This is a genomic window from Spirillospora sp. NPDC052269 (genome assembly GCF_040679435.1).
GTDB lineage: Bacteria > Actinomycetota > Actinomycetes > Streptosporangiales > Streptosporangiaceae > Spirillospora.
This window is the reverse complement of record NZ_JBFAUU010000025.1, coordinates 45,885-61,714: the sequence shown is the minus strand read 5'-3', so window position 1 is coordinate 61,714 and position 15,830 is coordinate 45,885. Positions and strand designations below refer to the sequence as shown.

At 71.8% G+C, this 15,830-nt stretch carries 15 protein-coding genes and 2 pseudogenes; 3 read left to right on the top strand and 14 right to left on the bottom strand.

The window, feature by feature from the left end; all coding sequences use genetic code 11:
* Positions 1–203: 203 nt before the first annotated feature.
* The 11 genes and pseudogenes from rpmF to AB0L06_RS38710 all read right to left on the bottom strand — a co-directional run bounded on the left by rpmF (position 204) and on the right by AB0L06_RS38710 (position 11,611).
* Positions 204–383, bottom strand: a complete 180-nt coding sequence (gene rpmF, locus AB0L06_RS38760; protein WP_026414645.1) for a 50S ribosomal protein L32 — start codon at positions 381–383, stop codon at positions 204–206.
* Position 384: 1 nt separating this feature from the next.
* Positions 385–912, bottom strand: coding sequence for a YceD family protein (locus AB0L06_RS38755; protein ID WP_500236202.1), 528 nt, complete (start codon positions 910–912; stop codon positions 385–387).
* Between the two features lie 175 nt (positions 913–1,087).
* Entirely contained in the window at positions 1,088–1,570 is a 483-nt protein-coding gene (coaD, locus tag AB0L06_RS38750; protein ID WP_500236201.1) for a pantetheine-phosphate adenylyltransferase, read from the bottom strand.
* A gap of 148 nt (positions 1,571–1,718) precedes the next feature.
* A complete protein-coding gene (locus AB0L06_RS38745) occupies positions 1,719–3,173 on the bottom strand; it encodes a penicillin-binding transpeptidase domain-containing protein (protein ID WP_500236200.1) in 1,455 nt (484 codons plus the stop codon).
* A 57-nt stretch (positions 3,174–3,230) separates the two neighbouring features.
* Positions 3,231–3,794: a 16S rRNA (guanine(966)-N(2))-methyltransferase RsmD gene (gene rsmD / locus AB0L06_RS38740; protein WP_500236199.1), complete on the bottom strand. Its 564-nt coding sequence runs from the start codon at positions 3,792–3,794 to the stop codon at positions 3,231–3,233.
* A gap of 105 nt (positions 3,795–3,899) precedes the next feature.
* Entirely contained in the window at positions 3,900–4,910 is a 1,011-nt protein-coding gene (locus AB0L06_RS38735; RefSeq protein WP_500236198.1) for a HEAT repeat domain-containing protein, read from the bottom strand.
* A gap of 59 nt (positions 4,911–4,969) precedes the next feature.
* Positions 4,970–5,161 (bottom strand): putative leader peptide, encoded by a 192-nt coding sequence (locus tag AB0L06_RS38730; protein WP_500236197.1) that lies wholly within the window; start codon positions 5,159–5,161, stop codon positions 4,970–4,972.
* On the bottom strand, positions 5,158–6,591 hold the full coding sequence (locus tag AB0L06_RS38725; protein WP_500236196.1) for an MFS transporter: 1,434 nt from the start codon (positions 6,589–6,591) through the stop codon (positions 5,158–5,160). The genes AB0L06_RS38730 and AB0L06_RS38725 overlap by 4 nt, the downstream gene beginning before the upstream one ends.
* Positions 6,592–6,780: 189 nt before the next feature.
* A pseudogene (locus AB0L06_RS38720) lies at positions 6,781–8,139 on the bottom strand (ATP-dependent DNA helicase RecG); the annotation flags it as partial.
* A 156-nt stretch (positions 8,140–8,295) separates the two neighbouring features.
* Positions 8,296–9,996, bottom strand: a pseudogene (locus AB0L06_RS38715) (LAGLIDADG family homing endonuclease); the annotation flags it as partial.
* A gap of 25 nt (positions 9,997–10,021) precedes the next feature.
* A complete protein-coding gene (locus tag AB0L06_RS38710; protein ID WP_500236195.1) occupies positions 10,022–11,611 on the bottom strand; it encodes a DAK2 domain-containing protein in 1,590 nt (529 codons plus the stop codon).
* Between the two features lie 246 nt (positions 11,612–11,857).
* Here AB0L06_RS38710 and rpmB point away from each other — a divergent pair, with 246 nt between their 5' ends.
* Entirely contained in the window at positions 11,858–12,052 is a 195-nt protein-coding gene (rpmB, locus tag AB0L06_RS38705; protein WP_500236194.1) for a 50S ribosomal protein L28, read from the top strand.
* Between the two features lie 134 nt (positions 12,053–12,186).
* Here rpmB and thiD read toward each other — a convergent pair whose 3' ends face one another.
* The 3 genes from thiD to AB0L06_RS38690 form a co-directional block, all read right to left on the bottom strand.
* Complete coding sequence (gene thiD, locus AB0L06_RS38700) at positions 12,187–12,999, bottom strand: bifunctional hydroxymethylpyrimidine kinase/phosphomethylpyrimidine kinase (RefSeq protein WP_500236193.1); 813 nt, start codon at positions 12,997–12,999, stop codon at positions 12,187–12,189.
* A gap of 69 nt (positions 13,000–13,068) precedes the next feature.
* Entirely contained in the window at positions 13,069–13,674 is a 606-nt protein-coding gene (locus AB0L06_RS38695) for a cellulose binding domain-containing protein (protein ID WP_500236192.1), read from the bottom strand.
* Positions 13,675–13,775: 101 nt separating this feature from the next.
* Positions 13,776–14,780 carry a thiamine-phosphate kinase gene (locus AB0L06_RS38690; protein WP_500236191.1) on the bottom strand — a complete coding sequence of 335 codons (1,005 nt, stop codon included), beginning with the start codon at positions 14,778–14,780 and terminating at the stop codon, positions 13,776–13,778.
* Between the two features lie 112 nt (positions 14,781–14,892).
* On the opposite strand from AB0L06_RS38690, the gene AB0L06_RS38685 reads away from it, so the two are divergent.
* Both AB0L06_RS38685 and AB0L06_RS38680 read left to right on the top strand, forming a co-directional pair.
* Positions 14,893–15,126, top strand: coding sequence for an Lrp/AsnC ligand binding domain-containing protein (locus tag AB0L06_RS38685; RefSeq protein ID WP_500236190.1), 234 nt, complete (start codon positions 14,893–14,895; stop codon positions 15,124–15,126).
* Between the two features lie 22 nt (positions 15,127–15,148).
* Positions 15,149–15,742 (top strand): DUF3515 domain-containing protein, encoded by a 594-nt coding sequence (locus tag AB0L06_RS38680; protein ID WP_500236189.1) that lies wholly within the window; start codon positions 15,149–15,151, stop codon positions 15,740–15,742.
* The last annotated feature ends 88 nt before the right edge of the window (positions 15,743–15,830 follow it).

Below are 15,830 nucleotides of genomic sequence, written 5' to 3'. Positions count from 1 at the left end.
AAGCGAGGTGCGCGCCGGTGGGAATGTTCCCGGCGTGCACCACGGCTCCGGGCGCTGGCCTCGGCCGGTCACCACGCTGGCGCGGCGCGCCGGGTGGCCGGTCCCCGGGCCGCGGCGGCGGGCGCCGCCGCGGACTCCGGAGAGCCGCGAGGGGTGGTCGCGTGCAGCACGCGACCACCCCCCGGTTACGACGAGATCAGTCGTCAGGCCGACGGCGCGATGACCTGACGCCGGTCGTAGGTGCCGCACGTCTGGCACGCGGTGTGCGGCAGCTTGGTGTCACGGCAGGTCGGGCACTCGACCAGGGTCGGGGCAGCGGTCTTCCACTGCGAACGACGGTGCCGCGTGTTGCTGCGCGACTTCTTCCGCTTCGGGACGGCCACTTCAGCCCTCCTGCTTTCCTCGTTGTAGGTCGATGGATCCGAGCGCCGCCCACCGGGGGTCGGCGGCGTCGTGGTGGTGGTCGGGCCCGGCGTCCGCCAGCCTTACACCGCACTCCGGACACAGGCCAGGACAGTCGTCCTGGCACAGCGGCGACAGCGGCAGTTGGAGGACCACCGCGTCCCGGAGCACCGGCTCGAGGTCGAGCAGGTCGTCCTCGAGGCGGAGCTCGTCGTCGCCTGCGTTCCCACCGGAGCGGGTGTCAGGATAAACGAAGAGCTCCTGGAAGTTCGCCTCGAACTCCAAGGCGATCGGGTCCAGGCAGCGCGCGCACTCCCCTTCAAGGGGAACCCGCGCCGTTCCGGTGACGAGCACGCCTTCGAGCACCGCCTCGAGCCGGATGTCCAGCTCCATCGGCGCGCCCTCGGGCACTCGCACCATCTCGATGCCGAAATTCTCCGGAGCCGGCACGGTGAGGTGCTCCCGCCGCTCGGACCCCGGCTGCCGGCTGAGGGCTCGGGTGTCGAGCACGAGCGGGCCTTGCACGGGTTCGTTGCGGGACAGGGTTTTCCTGCTTTCGTGAGGCATGGCGAATCGCGACCATCGTTCCTGGCCGATGTCCTAGGGTATCCGACCCGAGGCGATCACCCAACTCGGAGGGTGCATAAGGCGTGGTGGGACGCCCCCGCACCCTCCGGAACCGTCCTCAGGAGGAGGAGCGGAGCCGCTCGGCGAGGCGGTCGTGGACGAGCTCGGGCACCAGGCCCGAGATGTCCCCGCCGAACTTGACGACCTCCTTCATGAGGGAGGACGACAGGTAGGAGTAGAGCGGGTTGGTGGACATGAACATGGTCTCCACGCCCGCCATCCGGTGGTTCATCTGGGCCATCTGGAGCTCGTACTCGTAGTCGCTGACCGCGCGCAGGCCCTTGACGATCACCGGGATGTCGTTGACCTTGCAGAAGTCGACGAGCAGCCCGTGCCAGGAGTCCACCCGGACGTTGCCGTACTCCTCGGTGACCTCGCGGAGCAGCTCCATCCGCTCGTCCACGGCGAACAGGCCCTGCTTGGTCTTGTTGATCAGGACGGCGACCACCACCTCGTCGAAGAGGCGGGACGCGCGGCTGATGATGTCGAGATGGCCGTTGGTCACGGGATCGAACGAGCCGGGGCAGACGACACGGCGCATGAGACGGATCCATCCTTCGGGCGGGGACGACCTGCGGCGCGACGGTACCAAACCGCCCGTAACACGCCCGCGACCGGGGCTCGGGCTCACCGCCCGGGCCGCCGGACCCGACGTCCGGGCCGTCGGACCCGGCGTCCGGGGCGACGGGTCAGCCGCCCAGCGCGTCGAGGATCTTGGCGGCGATCGGACCGGACTCGATGCCGTAGCCGGGCGCCTCGGTCATGACCGCGACGGCGTACTTGGCGCTCGTCCCCGGACCGAAGCCGATGAACCAGCGGTCGTTGTAGGAGACGCCCGCGATGTCGGCGGTGCCGGTCTTGCCGCCGCCCACCGACGTCCCCTGGAGGGTCTTGCCCGTGCCGGACCGCACGACCTCCCGCATCATGTCGCGCATCTCACCCGCCTGGTCGCCGGACAGGGCCTGGCCGAGCGACTGGTGGGTCGCGCCCTGGACGACCGATCCGTCCGCGCCGCGCAGCCGGTTCACCAGGTGGGGGCGCATGACCTTGCCGCCGTTGACGACCGCGGCGGCGACCATGGCCATCTGCAGCGGCGTCGCGACCGTGCTGCCCTGCCCGATCGAACCGAGGGCGCTCAGCGACGGCTGGTCGGTCTTGGGGAACGAGCTCGCCGCGCTGGACAGGCCCTTGTCGTACTCGATCTTCTTGTAGAAGCCGTACTTCGCGGCCTCGTCGGACACTCCGGCGTTGCCCGGCGACTCGGCCCCCATGAACGCGAACGTGGTGTTGCAGGACTGCGCGTACGCCGTGATCAGCGGGATGGACGCGTTGTCGCACGCGCCTCCGATGTCCCCGGCGTCATTGTTGATCGGCTGCCCGGCGCCGCGCGCCTGGTAGCTGCGTCCGGCGCGGACGGCGGTGTCCTTGCTCGACCCGCCGGCGAGTTCGGCCGACGCGACGACGGTCTTGAACGTCGAGCCGGGCGGGAACAGCTCGCCGGTGGCCTTGCTGAGCAGCGGCTTCAGCGGGTCCCTGTTGAGCCGGTCGAACACGGTCTGGGCCTTCTGGGCGTCCGGGACGGCGACCTGGTTCGCGTCGTAGGACGGGTAGGACGCCAGCGTCAGGATCGCGCCCGTCTTCGGGTCGAGAGCGACGGCGGCGGCCCGGCGAGCCCCGCTGGCGGCGAGCGCCTGGTAGGCGGCCCGCTGCGCGGCCGGGTTGATCGTGGTCTCGACCGTCCCGCCCGGGACCTTCCGGCCGAGGATGCGGTCGATGAGGCTGGTGGTCCTCAGGCGCGGGTCGGTGCCGTCCAGGATGTGGTTCTCGGAGCCCTCGAGCTGCGTCTGCGAGAACTTCGAGAAGTAGCCGGTGATCGGCGAGAAGGTCACGCTGTCCTTGTAGTGGCGCTGGAAGCGGCCCTTGGCGACGGCGTCGGACCAGGCGATCCGCTCACCGCCCGCGACGATCGGCCCCCGGTCGATCGCGTCGCGGTCGGTGTACTGGCGCGTGTTCAGCGGGTCGTCGCGCAGCGACTGCGCCTGGAAGCCCTGGACGTAGGTGACGTTCACCATCAGCGCCAGGACCATGACCAGGGTGATCACCCAGGTCCAGCGCAGCGCCTTGTTCGTGCCGCCGGAACTCACGCGAACCCCCGCCCCTCGAGATCACCCGATCACTCAGAGTAGTCGCCGCTCCGGCGGTCAGCCGGTGGCGCGCCCGTACCAGAACACGGCCTCGCCGTAACGACGGTCACGTTCGGGCATATACCCCGTAGGCCACGACAAAGCAGGCGATCGGACGGATCGTTCGAAGGCGATCAGCGCGTCCTCGGCCAGCCACCCGTTGTCGCGGAGGGATTCGAGCAGCTCGGTGACGGCCTCGTCCGCGAGCGCGTACGGCGGATCGGCGAAGACCAGGTCGTACGGCCCGTCCGGCGGGCGCTTCACGACGCGCTCCACCTTGTCGGCGACCACCTGCGCGCCGGGCAGCCCCAGCGACTCGACGTTCTGCCGGACGACCTTCACCGCGCGCGGGTGCGACTCCACCAGCAGCGCGTGCGCGGCCCCCCGCGACAGCGCCTCCAGCCCGACCGCCCCCGACCCGGCGAACAGGTCGGCCACCCGCAGCCCGTCCAGCGGCCCCAGCAGCGCCTGGACGGTCGAGAACAGCCCCTCCCGTGCCCGGTCGCTGGTGGGCCGCGTGTCCCGTCCCGCCGGAACCGCCAACCGCCGTCCGCCCGCACTCCCCGCGATAACCCTGCTCACGGCACAAAGTATGACCGTCCGTGGGTCGCGGAACGGACAGGGAATCCCCACCCCGAGATTCCCCGCCCGTACCGCGACCCACGGACGGCGCGCCTGGACCGGTTTCTAGTCGGACAACGCCCAGCGGGCCTGGGTCCGGACTCCGGGGTCGGAATCCGAAAGGGCCTCGGTGAGCGCGGTCAGGACCTCGGGATGTGTCGGGGCCCACTGCTCGAGGGACTGGACGGCGGCGCGGCGGACGTCCACGATGCGGTCGCGGAGCGCGCGCAGGAGGGGCTGGACGGCGACGTCCGGGTCCGCGAAGGCGAGCGTGAGGGCCGCGCGGCGGCGGACCTGCCAGCTCGCGTGGGCGGTGGCGGTGACGACGCGTCCGACGAGGGGTTCGGGCGCCCCGAGCTCGCCGACCGCGTCGATGGCCGCCATCCGGACGACCGGGTCGTGGTCGCCGAGCAGATGATCCAGCGCGGACGGCGCGGGCTCGGGGAGCACCGGGTCGAGCGGCGCGGGGTCCCCGGCGAGCCGGGCCAGTCCCCCGGCGACGGCGACGCGGACCTCGCGGGCCGGGTCGTCGGCCGCCTCGGCGACCTCGGCCGCCGCGCGCAGGGTGACCAGGCCGAGCACGGCCTGGACCCGGAGGTGCGGCTCGTCCTCCTGCAGGCCCTGCGCGTACAGCTCGGTCGCGGCGCGGACGAGGGCGTCCAGCAGCGCGGTCGCGGTGCTCCGGACGCGGACGTCGCGGCCCGGCGCGGCGGCGAGCAGCAGCGCCTCCACGCCGTCCGTGCCGACGACGGCCTCGGGCAGGTCGTCCAGGGCGCGGGCGGCGGCCTCCCGGACGCGGACGTCGGGGTCGGCGAGCGTCCAGGCGAGGGTGTCGGCGGCCCCACGCGAACCGTCACCGGTGTGCAGCAGCCGTCCGAGCACGTGGACGGCCGCCTCCCGAACCGCCGGCTCGGGGTCGCGCAGGTAGGGATCGAGGTCGGCGAACGTCGGGCGGTCAAGCCGCTGGAGCTCGAGAACGCGCCCGATCCGTCCGGTCGACGAGGGCCGTCCGGATGTCGACGAGGGCTTTCCGGGTGTCGTCGAGGGTGTCGCGGATGGTGTTGATGTGAGGGACATGACATGCCTCCGTGATGCCTTGCGGATCGTCCAGGGCGCGGCGCGTCCCGGGATGCGGATCAGCGGCAGTTACACAGCGCGCTCGCCTGGCGTCTCAGATCGACGTGGCGGCGTGCGACGAAGGAGGTTCGTTCGGTCACGGGACCATCGTGACCCAGATTTTCCCTATAGTCAACATGAAAAGTAGGGAATTGCGGCGGGGAAGAGGGGACGCGCCAGGGTGCGCGTCCCCTCTTCGTACAGTCGGTCATGCGACCTTCTCCAGGTCCGGAGCCGCGGCAGCCTCCGTCCCGGCGGGACGCGGCTTGCGCAGCAGGACCAGGGCGGCCACCCCGCCGACCGCGGCGAGCACCGCCGCGACCGTGAAGGCCGCCCGGAACCCGTCGGTGAGCCGGACGACGTCGCCGAGGGCATCGGCGCCGTGCGAGGCCGCGAAGGCGGTGGCGCCGGCCAGCCCCAGGGCCGAACCGACCTGGTAGGACGTGTTGACGATGCCGGACGCGAGGCCCGCCTGCTCCTGCGGGGCGCCGACGAGGGCGGACATCATGGTCGGGATGAAGGCGAGCGACATCCCGAGCGCCGCCACCAGGGACGCGGCGAGCACGTCGGCGGCGAAGCTGCCGTCGGGGCGGACGAAGGTCATCCCGGCCAGGCCGAGGGCCAGCACCAGCAGACCGGTGACCGCGAGCGGCTTCATCCCGAAGCGGGCCATGAGCCTGCCGGTGACGCCGACCATCAGGATCATGATCGTGACGGTCATCGGCAGCAGCGCCGCGCCGCTGGCGAAGGCGCCGAAGCCGAGCACCTGCTGCAGGTAGAGGTTCAGGAAGTACCAGGCCGGGATCCAGGCCGCGCCGAGCAGCGCGAAGGCGATGTTGGCCGCGGCGAGGCCGGGCACCTTCCAGATGGACGGCGGGGCCAGCGGGGCCTTGACGACCTTCTGGATGATCGCGAACAGGACCAGCAGGACGACGGCGCCGGCGAACTCCAGCAGCGTCGAGGCCGAGCCCCAGCCCTGCTCCGGCCCGCGGACGACCGCCAGCACGGCGAGGGCGAGACCACCGGTGACCGAGATCGCGCCGAGCACGTCCACCGAGCCGCGGTGGCCGCGGATGGAGGGCAGGACGGCCGGGATCGCGGCGAGGGTCGCCAGACCGATCGGGATGTAGATCACGAACACCCACGGCCAGCTCAGCCACTGGGTGAGCACGCCGCCGAGGAACACGCCGGCGGTGCCGCCCGCGGGGGCCGCCGCGCCGTACAGCGCCATCGCCTTGCCCAGCTCACGCGGGCTGTGGCCGAAGCTGGCCATGAGCAGCGCCATCGCGGCCGGGGTGATCAGCGCGCCGCCGACCCCCTGGATGCCGCGGCCGAGCAGCTCGACCCAGGCGGTCTGGGCCGCCGCGGCAACCACCGAGCCGCCGATCAGGACGACCCATCCGGCCGAGAAGACCCGGCGGGCGCCGAGCAGGTCGGCGAGCCGTCCGCCGAGGAGCAGCAGGCCGCCGAACACGACCACGTAGGCGTTGAACACCCACTGCAGGCTGCCGGGAGAGAACCCGAGGTCGTGCTGCATGTCGGGCAGCGCGACCCCGATGATCGAGGTGTCCATGATGACCATGAACTGGGCCGTGGCGAGCACCAGGAGGGCCCACCACCGCCTCGAGTGATGCTTGGACATTTCCGGCTCCGATACAGCTAGGGGGTAGGGGTATTACTTGGTCCGACGCGGAGAAACCTAACACACCCCCAGGGGGTATGAATCATGACCTGGGTCACACATGCGACGACCCCCGGTCCGCGTCACCGCGGGCCGGGGGTCGAAGGGCGGGCCGAGCCGGGGGGCCGAGCCCGCCGGACAAGCCTCTGATCAGGTCTTCTCGAGGTACTCCGCGCGCTCCTCGTCGAGCAGGGACGCCAGTTCCGTCGCCAGCCCGGGATGCCGCTCCAGCTCCGGGTCGTCCTCGACCAGGGCGGTCGCCTCCTCGCGGGCGAGGCGGATCACGTCCTCGTCCCGCTGGAGCGTCAGCAGCCGCAGGCTGGACGCCCGTCCGGCCTGCGCCGCGCCGAGCACGTCGCCCTCCCGGCGCTGCTCCAGGTCCAGCCGGGACAGCGCGAACCCGTCGGTCGTCGAGGCCACCGCGTCCAGCCGCTCGCGCGCCTTGGACCCCGGCTCGGCGTCGGTGACCAGCAGGCACAGCCCGGGCAGCGTGCCGCGCCCGACCCGCCCGCGAAGCTGGTGCAGCTGGGAGACCCCGAACCGGTCCGCGTCCATGATCACCATGCCGGTCGCGTTCGGCACGTCCACGCCGACCTCGATCACGGTGGTGGCGAGCAGGACGTCCAGCTCCCCCGCCGTGAACCGGCGCATGACCGCGTCCTTCTCGTCCGGGTGGAGCTTGCCGTGCAGGACGCCGATCCGCAGCCCGGCGAGCAGCTCGCCCTCCAGCATCGGCAGCAGTTCCATGATCCCGAGCGGGGACCGGCGGCCCTCCTCGTCGGGCGCGGGCACGTCCCCCTCGTCGCCCTCCTGCTCGCCGATGCGCGGGCAGACGATGTAGACCTGCCGCCCCTTCCCGGCCTCCTCCCTGATCCGCTCCCAGGTGCGGGCCAGGAACGCCGGCTTCTCCGGCGGCACGACGTGCGTGCCGATCGTCGACCGTCCGGCCGGGAGCTGCCCCAGCACGGACGTCTCCAGATCGCCGAACACCGTCATCGCGACCGTCCGCGGGATCGGCGTCGCCGTCATGACCAGCACGTGCGGCCGTCCGCCGGACACCTTCTCGCGCAGCGCGTCCCGCTGCTCGACGCCGAACCGGTGCTGCTCGTCCACGACCACGAGCCCGAGATCGGCGAACTGGACGTGGTCCTCGAGCAGCGCGTGCGTCCCGACCACGATCCCCGCGTCCCCGGACGCCGCCTCCAGCAGCGACGCGCGCCGGACCTTGGCCCCCTGCGACCCGGTGACCAGCGTCACCCGCGTCGCGTCGTCGGCCCCGCCGATCCGCCCGGCCTGCCCGAGCTCCCCCAGCATCTTCGTGATCGACCGGTAGTGCTGCTGAGCCAGCACCTCCGTGGGCGCGAGCAGAGCCGCCTGGCCTCCGTTGTCCACCACCTGCAACATCGCCCGCAAAGCGACAATCGTGTTGTGTGTGGCCGTCCAACCATCGGTCACGTACTGGTGGTCCGGGTGGGCGACCGAGATGCACTGGACCGGTTTCCGGCCGACGTGCTCGATCGCACGGATGCCCTTGCGCCGCCGCTCGTACTTGGTCCGCGGCTTCAGCCGGGATGCCTTGCGTTCCAGCCGGAAGGGCGCGACGTGGTTGGGCAAAGCGAGACTGGTCGTCCAGTACTGGTTTCCGACCTTCGTGACGGGACGACATCGCGCATAACCACCGAGAGAGCGCACCAGCCACGCCACGTCCTCGGCCAACTGCCGGGACGCAGAGGTGAAACTGACGTCGCGTCCTTCGGCACGGAGGGTCCCATCCGAGTCGAGCAGTCCTTGCAGAATGGCGTGCCGATCTTTTACCGGCGCCGCCATATACGCAGGTGGGACGAACTTGTCGTGGGAGCCGCGGCCGTAAACGCCGAGCTCACGCAATCCTGCGATGACGGGGTTACCCGCGCCGCGACGCTCTCCGAGGATCAGCCAGTCCAATGGGCGATCCTGCCTCTGCCTGACACGGCACCCATCCGGCAGAAGAGCGGTCGCCGCCGCGACGATCTCCTGGTCACTGGTGCTGAGCTGGACATAGCCATGCTTCATGCAGCCATCGCCAAGGAGTAGTCCCAGCAGGTACGGATCAAGCGGACGGTCAGCCAGTCCGTCGAGTTCGGGCGCCTCGACCAACGGCAGGTACCACTTGCCGCCTCCGTTCTTGCGAAGCAGGTCTCCTCGCAACTCCCGGGTCGTCAGGACCTTGAGCGGGCTCCCCCTGTACCAGGCTGTGTCGGTCTTCACCGGCCAGAGGTGCTCGTCGTCACACTCAACCCGCGTCCCGTCCGAGAGGACCAAGGCGTACACATCTCGCTCGCCCTGCGGGAAAACACCGGTGATGTGGGTGACCTCTCCGGACGGCGTGATCACCTCGTCACCCTGTCTGAGAGATCCCATGGTCCGGAAGCCGTGTGGCGTCAGGACTTGGGCATCAAGCGGCTGCGCCTTGCCCGCGCCTACGTCGCCCTGGAGGAGGCGGTGCATGGGGTGGGATCTCGCCAGGTCGGCGGCGATCTCCTCGCCGACCTGGAGCTGGCCTTCGGTGAGCTCGAAGGGGAGCCGCTGGTCGAAGGCGTGCAGGATGCCGTCCCCGGTGGACGGGCGGGGCTTGGCGGGGAGCGCGGCGGCGGCGCGGCGGCGCTGGGCCAGGGCGATCTGGAGGACGAACGCCTCGTCCCACTTCAGGCGCTTGCGGGCGCGTCCGAGCTGCTCCCAGTCCTTCGGGCGGTGGATGCCCTCGTAGGCGTCGCCGAGGGCGATCATGCCGAGGCGCTTGCGGAGGGGCTCGGGCAGGGGGTCGTCGCCGAGGTCCGCCAGGTCCAGGACGGTCGCGACGGACTTGCCGATCGCGTCGATGTCCAGGCCCTTGGTGGTCGGGTAGATCGGGATGATCTCGTCCGCCCACTCGCGGGCGGCGGCGTCGGCGTCGCGGGCGGCGACGACCTTGTACTGGGGGTGCGCGAGCTGGCGCTGCGGACGGCCCGAACGCGGCCGGTAGGTGCTGATCTTGCCCGCGAACAGGCCGCGGGTGCCCGGGGACAGGTCGCGCTCGGGGATGTAGGAGCCGCGCCGGCCGAAGAAGCTCAGCTTCAGCTCGCCGGTGCCGTCGGTGACGGTGATCTCCAGGACGTAGCCGGGGCTGCGGCTCAGCGAGCGGCCCTGCACCTTGACGACCTCGGCCATCACGGTGACGTGCTCGTCGTCGGCCAGCTCGTTCAGCGGGGTCAGCTCGCCCCGGTGCGCGTAGCGGCGCGGGTAGTGGTGCAGCAGGTCGCCGACCGTGTGCAGGTCAAGGCCCTTGGCGAGGACCTTGGCGGTCTTGTCGCCCAGTACTTTGTGCAACGGCTCGTCGAGGTTCGTCACCCGTCTTTTCTACCGCGCCCGTCGGTCATTCGACGCCGACGAGCAGGGGGTGGAGGTCCTGACGCCCGTCGTAGGAGGCGGTCTCGACGTCCGGATGGCGGGCGCGCAGGTGGGCTTCCAGGACGTCGGTCAGGTCGGCGGGCGCGGTGGCGCCGCGGACGAGCGTGACCAGCTCGCCGCCGCCGGACAGCATCCGGTCGAGCAGTCCGCGCGCGGTCGCGGCCAGATCCCGGCCGATCATGGCCACGTCCCCGTCGATCAGGCCGAGGACGTCGCCCGGACGGCACAGCCCGACGCTGGTCACGGCCTCCTCGGCGGCGATCTCCAGGCGTCCGAACCGGGTGGCCCCGGCGGCGCGGGTCATCGCGATCACGTCGTCGGCGAACCGGCGCAGCGGGTCGTGGACGGCGAGCGCGGCGAGGCCCTGGACGGACGCCCGGGTCGGCACGACCGCGATCAGCGCGCCGCCCTCGCGGGCCCGTTCGGCGGCGGCCTCGGCCAGGTCCAGCACCTCCGCCTCGTTCGGCAGCACGGCCACCTCGTCCCCGGCCGCGAGGATCGCCTCGGCGAGGACGGCCAGGGGCGGGACGGTCCCGGGCGCGCGCCGCACCACCCGCGCTCCGGCGTCCTCGAACAGCTCGGCCAGGCCCTCGGCGGAGGTGACGGCGACCACGGCGCGTCCGGTGCAGGGCGCCTGAGGACCCCCGCCCAGGGCCTCCAGATAGGTGACCCGGATCCGGTGCGGACGGCCCGCCGCGAGCCCCGCCTCGATCGCGGCCCCGGCGTCGTCCACGTGGACGTGCACGTTCCAGAGGCCGTCGCCGCCGACCACCACGAGCGAGTCGCCGAGCCCGTCCAGGGCGCCGCGGAGCTCGTGGATTCCTTCGTCGGGGGCGTCCAGGAGGTACATGACCTCGTAGCCGGGGCCCTGCTGAGGGTCGCCGGACCGGACGGACTCGGGGTCGGGCATGGTGCGCGGCGGGATCTCGTAGCGCTCGGGGAACTCGTCGGTGATCACTGCGGTGAGGGCGTCGAGGACCACGCACAGGCCCGCGCCGCCCGCGTCCACGACGCCGCTGCGAGACAGCGCGTCGAGCTGCCCGGTCGTGGCCCGCAGCGCCCGCCTCGCCCCGGCCGCGGCCGCCCGCGCCGCCCCGGCGAGCGTCGGCTCGTCCCCGGTCGCGCCGGACGCGTCGGCGAGCACGCTCAGGATCGTCCCCTCCACGGGATGCTCGACGGCGTGCCTGGCCAGCAGGGCCGCGTAGCCGAGGGCCTCGCCGAAGACCCGGCCGTCCGGCGGCGGCGCGCCCCGTCCGCCCAGGATCTCGGCCATCCCCCGCAGGAACTGGCTGAGGATCACCCCGGAGTTGCCGCGCGCCCCGAGCAGCGCTCCTCGCGCGAGCGCCGGCCACACCTCGGCGGCCCCGGCGTCCGCCGGGAGCCCCTGAACGGCGTCCGCGGCGGCCAGGACGGTCAGGTGCAGGTTCGTGCCGGTGTCGCCGTCCGGGACGGGGAACACGTTGAGCGCGTCGATCTCCGCCCTCGTCCGGCCCAGCGCCTCGGCCGCGAGGACGCACCACCGCCGGACCGCCGCGCCGTCGAGGACCTCGCCCACACCCGCTCCCGTCGGCCGTGCCCGCTTCCGGCCCCCGGTCTATCGCGGCGACCCCGCCCTTGGGAACACCGGAGAAGCGGCGAATCCGCAGGCTGGTCCGCAGGCCGATTCGCCTACCGCCCGCACCCTGGGCTACTCTGATTCGTGCGCCTCGTCCGGGGCGTTTGCCAGGATGCGCCTCCGGTGTCCAACACCGAGTCAGAGGCGGCCCGGCCCAGAGCATCGACACCCAACTTGGAGTTTCCCGTGGCTAGCGTCTGCGACGTCTGCGGCAAGGGACCCGGTTTCGGCATGCGCGTCTCCCACTCGCACCGCCGCACCCCGCGCCGCTGGAACCCCAACATCCAGCGTGTGCGCGCGGTCCTGAACGGCACCACCAAGCGCATCAACGCCTGCACCTCCTGCATCAAGGCCGGCAAGGTCATCAAGCCGACCGTCTGATCTTTCAGACTCCGAGAACCGGCCGAGGGGTTTCCCTTCGGCCGGTTTCTCTTTGCCCTGGCAAGGCGCATCGTCCTGGCAGGACGCATCGGGCCCGGTCTTCCGGCGGAAGGCCGGGCCCGATGCGGTCATGATCAGGCGTGGTGGAGGTTCCAGCCGTGGTCGACCGGGCCGATGCCCGCGCCCAGCGGGAAGCCCGCGGCGATGGCCCCCGTGACGTAGCGCTTGGCCTTCTCCACGGCTTCGGGGACGGATTCGCCCTTGGCCAGGTTGGAGGCGATCGCGGACGCCAGCGTGCAGCCCGTGCCGTGGGTGTGCCTGTTGTCGTGGCGTTGGGCGGTGAAGCGGTACTCGGCGGTGCCGTCGAAGAGGAGGTCGGCGGGCTCGCCCGGGAGGTGGCCGCCCTTCACCAGGACCCACTGGGGGCCCAGCTCCTTGACCGCCTCGGCGGCGGCGCGCATGCCCGACTCGTCCGTCACCTTGACGCCGGTGAGCTGCTCGACCTCGAAGAGGTTGGGGGTGACGACCGTCGCGACGGGCAGCAGGCGCGTCCGGACGGCCTCGACTGCGTCCCCGGCCAGGAGCGAGTCGCCGTGCTTGGAGACGCCGACCGGGTCGACCACGACCGGGGCGGACACCTCGGCGAGGATCTCCGAGACCAGCTCCACCAGCGGTTTCGAGGCGAGCATCCCGGTCTTCACCGCGTCCACGCCGATGTCGGTCAGGACCGAGTCGAGCTGGGCGCGGACGGCCTCGGCGGGCAGCTCCCAGTAGCCCTGGACACCGAGGGAGTTCTGCGCGGTCACGGCGGCGATGACGCTCATGCCGTGGACACCGTTGGCGAGCATGGTCTTCAGGTCGGCCTGGATCCCCGCGCCGCCGCCGGAGTCGGAGCCGGCGACGGTGAGGACGAGCGGAGGGGCCTGACCTGGCTGGTGGGACGTCATGACGCCCACTCTAGGCAATCCGGACCCCACGCGATCAGGCACGGAGCGTCCGGCCCACGGCGGAGGGGGTCAGCCGCGGACGCAGGTCGCGCGGTTGAGGACGCAGTCGACCGGGGCGGCGACGGCGCCCACGGAGGTGTAGGTGATGCGCAGCGACGCGCCGGGCGGCAGGGCCTGGCCCGAGCGGCTGCGGACGTGCACCACGGTTCCGGTCTTGACGACGGCCGCGCCGGAGACCGTGCGGACGCTGCCGCCCGGGACGCGGAAGGCGAGCGCCCACTTCGGCACGGTCGTCGATCCGTGGTTGCTGATCGTGACGGTTCCGCGGAACCCGGTGGACGTGCGGGACGCGACGCGGAACGCCACGGTGACGTCCGAACGGCTCGCGCCGCGGCTGGCGCGCTCGCCGGGCGAGTGCTCCGACAGGGTCCCGTCGGTGGGGCCGTCGGCGTCCTGCGGGGTGGCCGCCTGCGGCGACTTGTTGAAGTTCAGCGAGATCTGCTGCGTGCTGTAGGCCAGAACGATGACGCCGACGGCGAGCATGAGCGCGACGAGCGGCATCAGCGGGAACGGCACGTTCGCGACCAGCTGCTTCCACCGAGGCCCCTCGGCGGGTCCCGCCGGGGGCGGCGGAGGCTCGTCGTCGGACGTCTGGAGTCTGGTGTGTCGTCCCATCCCATCCTTCTTCGATCACAGGATGTATACCAAACCCTCACCAAGCATGCCTACCGGACGAGTAAACCCCCGGAGCGGCGCCGACCCCTTTTAACCTGGGCTTAACCCCGAAAATGGTCCCATCCGCGGACGCTTGGAACGCTCCCGTCGAGGGTGACCCCGCCACCCTCGGCGACGTGCCCGACGACCGTCCAGGCGGCCGGGAACACGGTGCCTTCGGGGAAGGTCGCGGCGAACGCGTGGTCCTCCCCGCCGGTGAGTGCCAGATCGAGAGGATCCGGCACCGGGACGCCTCCCGCCCCCGATTCGGACGAGGTTTTACCTTCTGAGGAAACGGTCGGCGTTTCCCCATGAGCGGTCAAGGACGCGGAGATCCTCGGCGGCAGCGGAACGGCGGCGGCCGAGACGTCGATCGCGACGCCCGACAGCTCGGCGATGTGCCCGAGATCCTGGAGCAGGCCGTCGCTGACGTCGAGCATGGCGGTCACACCGAGTGACCTGGCCTCCGCGCCCGCCTCATACGGCGGCCGCGGGCGGCGGTGCGCGGCGATCAGCTCGGCCGGGCCGTCCAGGCCGTGCTCGAGAAGGTGCAGCCCGGACGCGGCCCACCCCAGCCGGCCCCGGACCGCGACCACGTCGCCCGGACGCGCGCCGGACCGGGTGACGGGCGGCGCGCCGCCGAGGTCGCCGAGCGCGGTCACCGCGATCGTGACCGTGGGCGAGCCGACCGTGTCGCCGCCCGCGACGGACGCCCCGACCAGCGCGGCCTCGTCCGTGATGCCGTCGGTCAGGCGCTGCGCCCACTCCATGGACGTGGTGCGCGGCGCGCCGAACCCGACCAGCAGGGCGGTCGGACGGGCGCCCATCGCCACGACGTCGGCGAGGTTCTGCGCGGCGGCCTTTCGGCCGATGTCATAAGGGGACGACCAGTCGAGCCGGAAATGGCGTCCTTCGACGAGGACGTCGGTGGTGGCGACGACGCGTCCATCCGGCGCGGCGATCACCGCGGCGTCGTCCCCGGGGCCGAGCAGCACGTCGGGGCCCATGGGACGCCCGGTCACCCTGCGGATCAGCCCGAACTCACCGAGATCGCCGATGCTCTCCACTTTTCTCCCGTTCTCGCCTGTTCACTTGCTCACCGGCCCCCGGTCGCCCGCGGCGGCGGATTCCACGATACGGTGACCGTCCGACGTTGAATCTCCGCCCGGGGAGGACGTGATGGTGCAGGCCTACATCCTCATCCAGACCGAAGTGGGCAAGGCCGCGGCGGTGGCCGACACGATCCGCGATGTCACCGGTGTGACACTGGCTGAGGACGTCACGGGGCCCTACGACGTGATCGTTCGAGCGGAGGCGCGCAATGTCGACGAGCTCGGCAAGCTCGTCGTCGCCCAGATCCAGGGTGTCGAGGGAATCACCCGAACGCTCACCTGCCCGATCGTCCACATCTAGAACGCCCCCGTTCGAGACGACCGTGCGAAGGACGATCACGCGCGGAACGACCGCGCCAGGGACGGTCGCGCGCGGGACGGTCGCGCGCGGGACGGTCGCGCGCGGGACGGTCGCGCGCGGGACGACCGTGCGAGGGGCGATCACGCGCGGGACGGTCGTGCGCAGGCTTGTGGCCGGGGTCTCGCTGCTGGCGACGGCGCCGTTGCTCGCGGCCTGCGGTGAGGGCGCGGTGCAGGTGCCCGTCCCCAAGCCGGACGCCGCGACGTTCAAGCTGTGCCAGGGGATCCAGCTGCCCGCGAAGCTGCACGGACTGAAGCGCCGCGACACCACGCCCGAGTCGCCGCTGACGGCGGCGTGGGGGGATCCGGCGATCGCGCTGCGCTGCGGTGTGCCGCTGCCGTCCACCTACCGGATGGACGAGCAGCTCATGGAGGTCAACGGGCTGAAGTGGCACGGATACCCGCATGACCGCCCGGTCACCTGGACGCTCCTGGCCCGCCAGGCGTACGTCGAGGTGACGGTCCCGCCGAAGTACGCGCCGCCCGGGGACACCCTCATCGAGATCGGGCAGGCCATCGCCGCCACGATTCCGACCAAGCCCGAAAACCAGATCTAGTCCGCATAAATACCTTGCGCGGGTTGGCGATCTCTGTTTACGTTGACGGCGATGGGTTCACTGATTTTTCTCTGATCGACACGTGTCC

What these genes read in the sequence shown, in the direction of transcription:
- coaD (WP_500236201.1), bottom strand. Translation starts at nt 1,570, where the DNA reads ATGCGCCGTGTCGTCTGCCCCGGCTCGTTCGATCCCGTGACCAACGGC.
- AB0L06_RS38735 (WP_500236198.1), bottom strand. Translation starts at nt 4,910, where the DNA reads ATGTCCCTCACATCAACACCATCCGCGACACCCTCGACGACACCCGGA.
- AB0L06_RS38730 (WP_500236197.1), bottom strand. Translation starts at nt 5,161, where the DNA reads ATGACCGACTGTACGAAGAGGGGACGCGCACCCTGGCGCGTCCCCTCT.
- AB0L06_RS38725 (WP_500236196.1), bottom strand. Translation starts at nt 6,591, where the DNA reads ATGTCCAAGCATCACTCGAGGCGGTGGTGGGCCCTCCTGGTGCTCGCC.
- thiD (WP_500236193.1), bottom strand. Translation starts at nt 12,999, where the DNA reads ATGACGTCCCACCAGCCAGGTCAGGCCCCTCCGCTCGTCCTCACCGTC.
- AB0L06_RS38695 (WP_500236192.1), bottom strand. Translation starts at nt 13,674, where the DNA reads ATGGGACGACACACCAGACTCCAGACGTCCGACGACGAGCCTCCGCCG.
- AB0L06_RS38685 (WP_500236190.1), top strand. Translation starts at nt 14,893, where the DNA reads ATGGTGCAGGCCTACATCCTCATCCAGACCGAAGTGGGCAAGGCCGCG.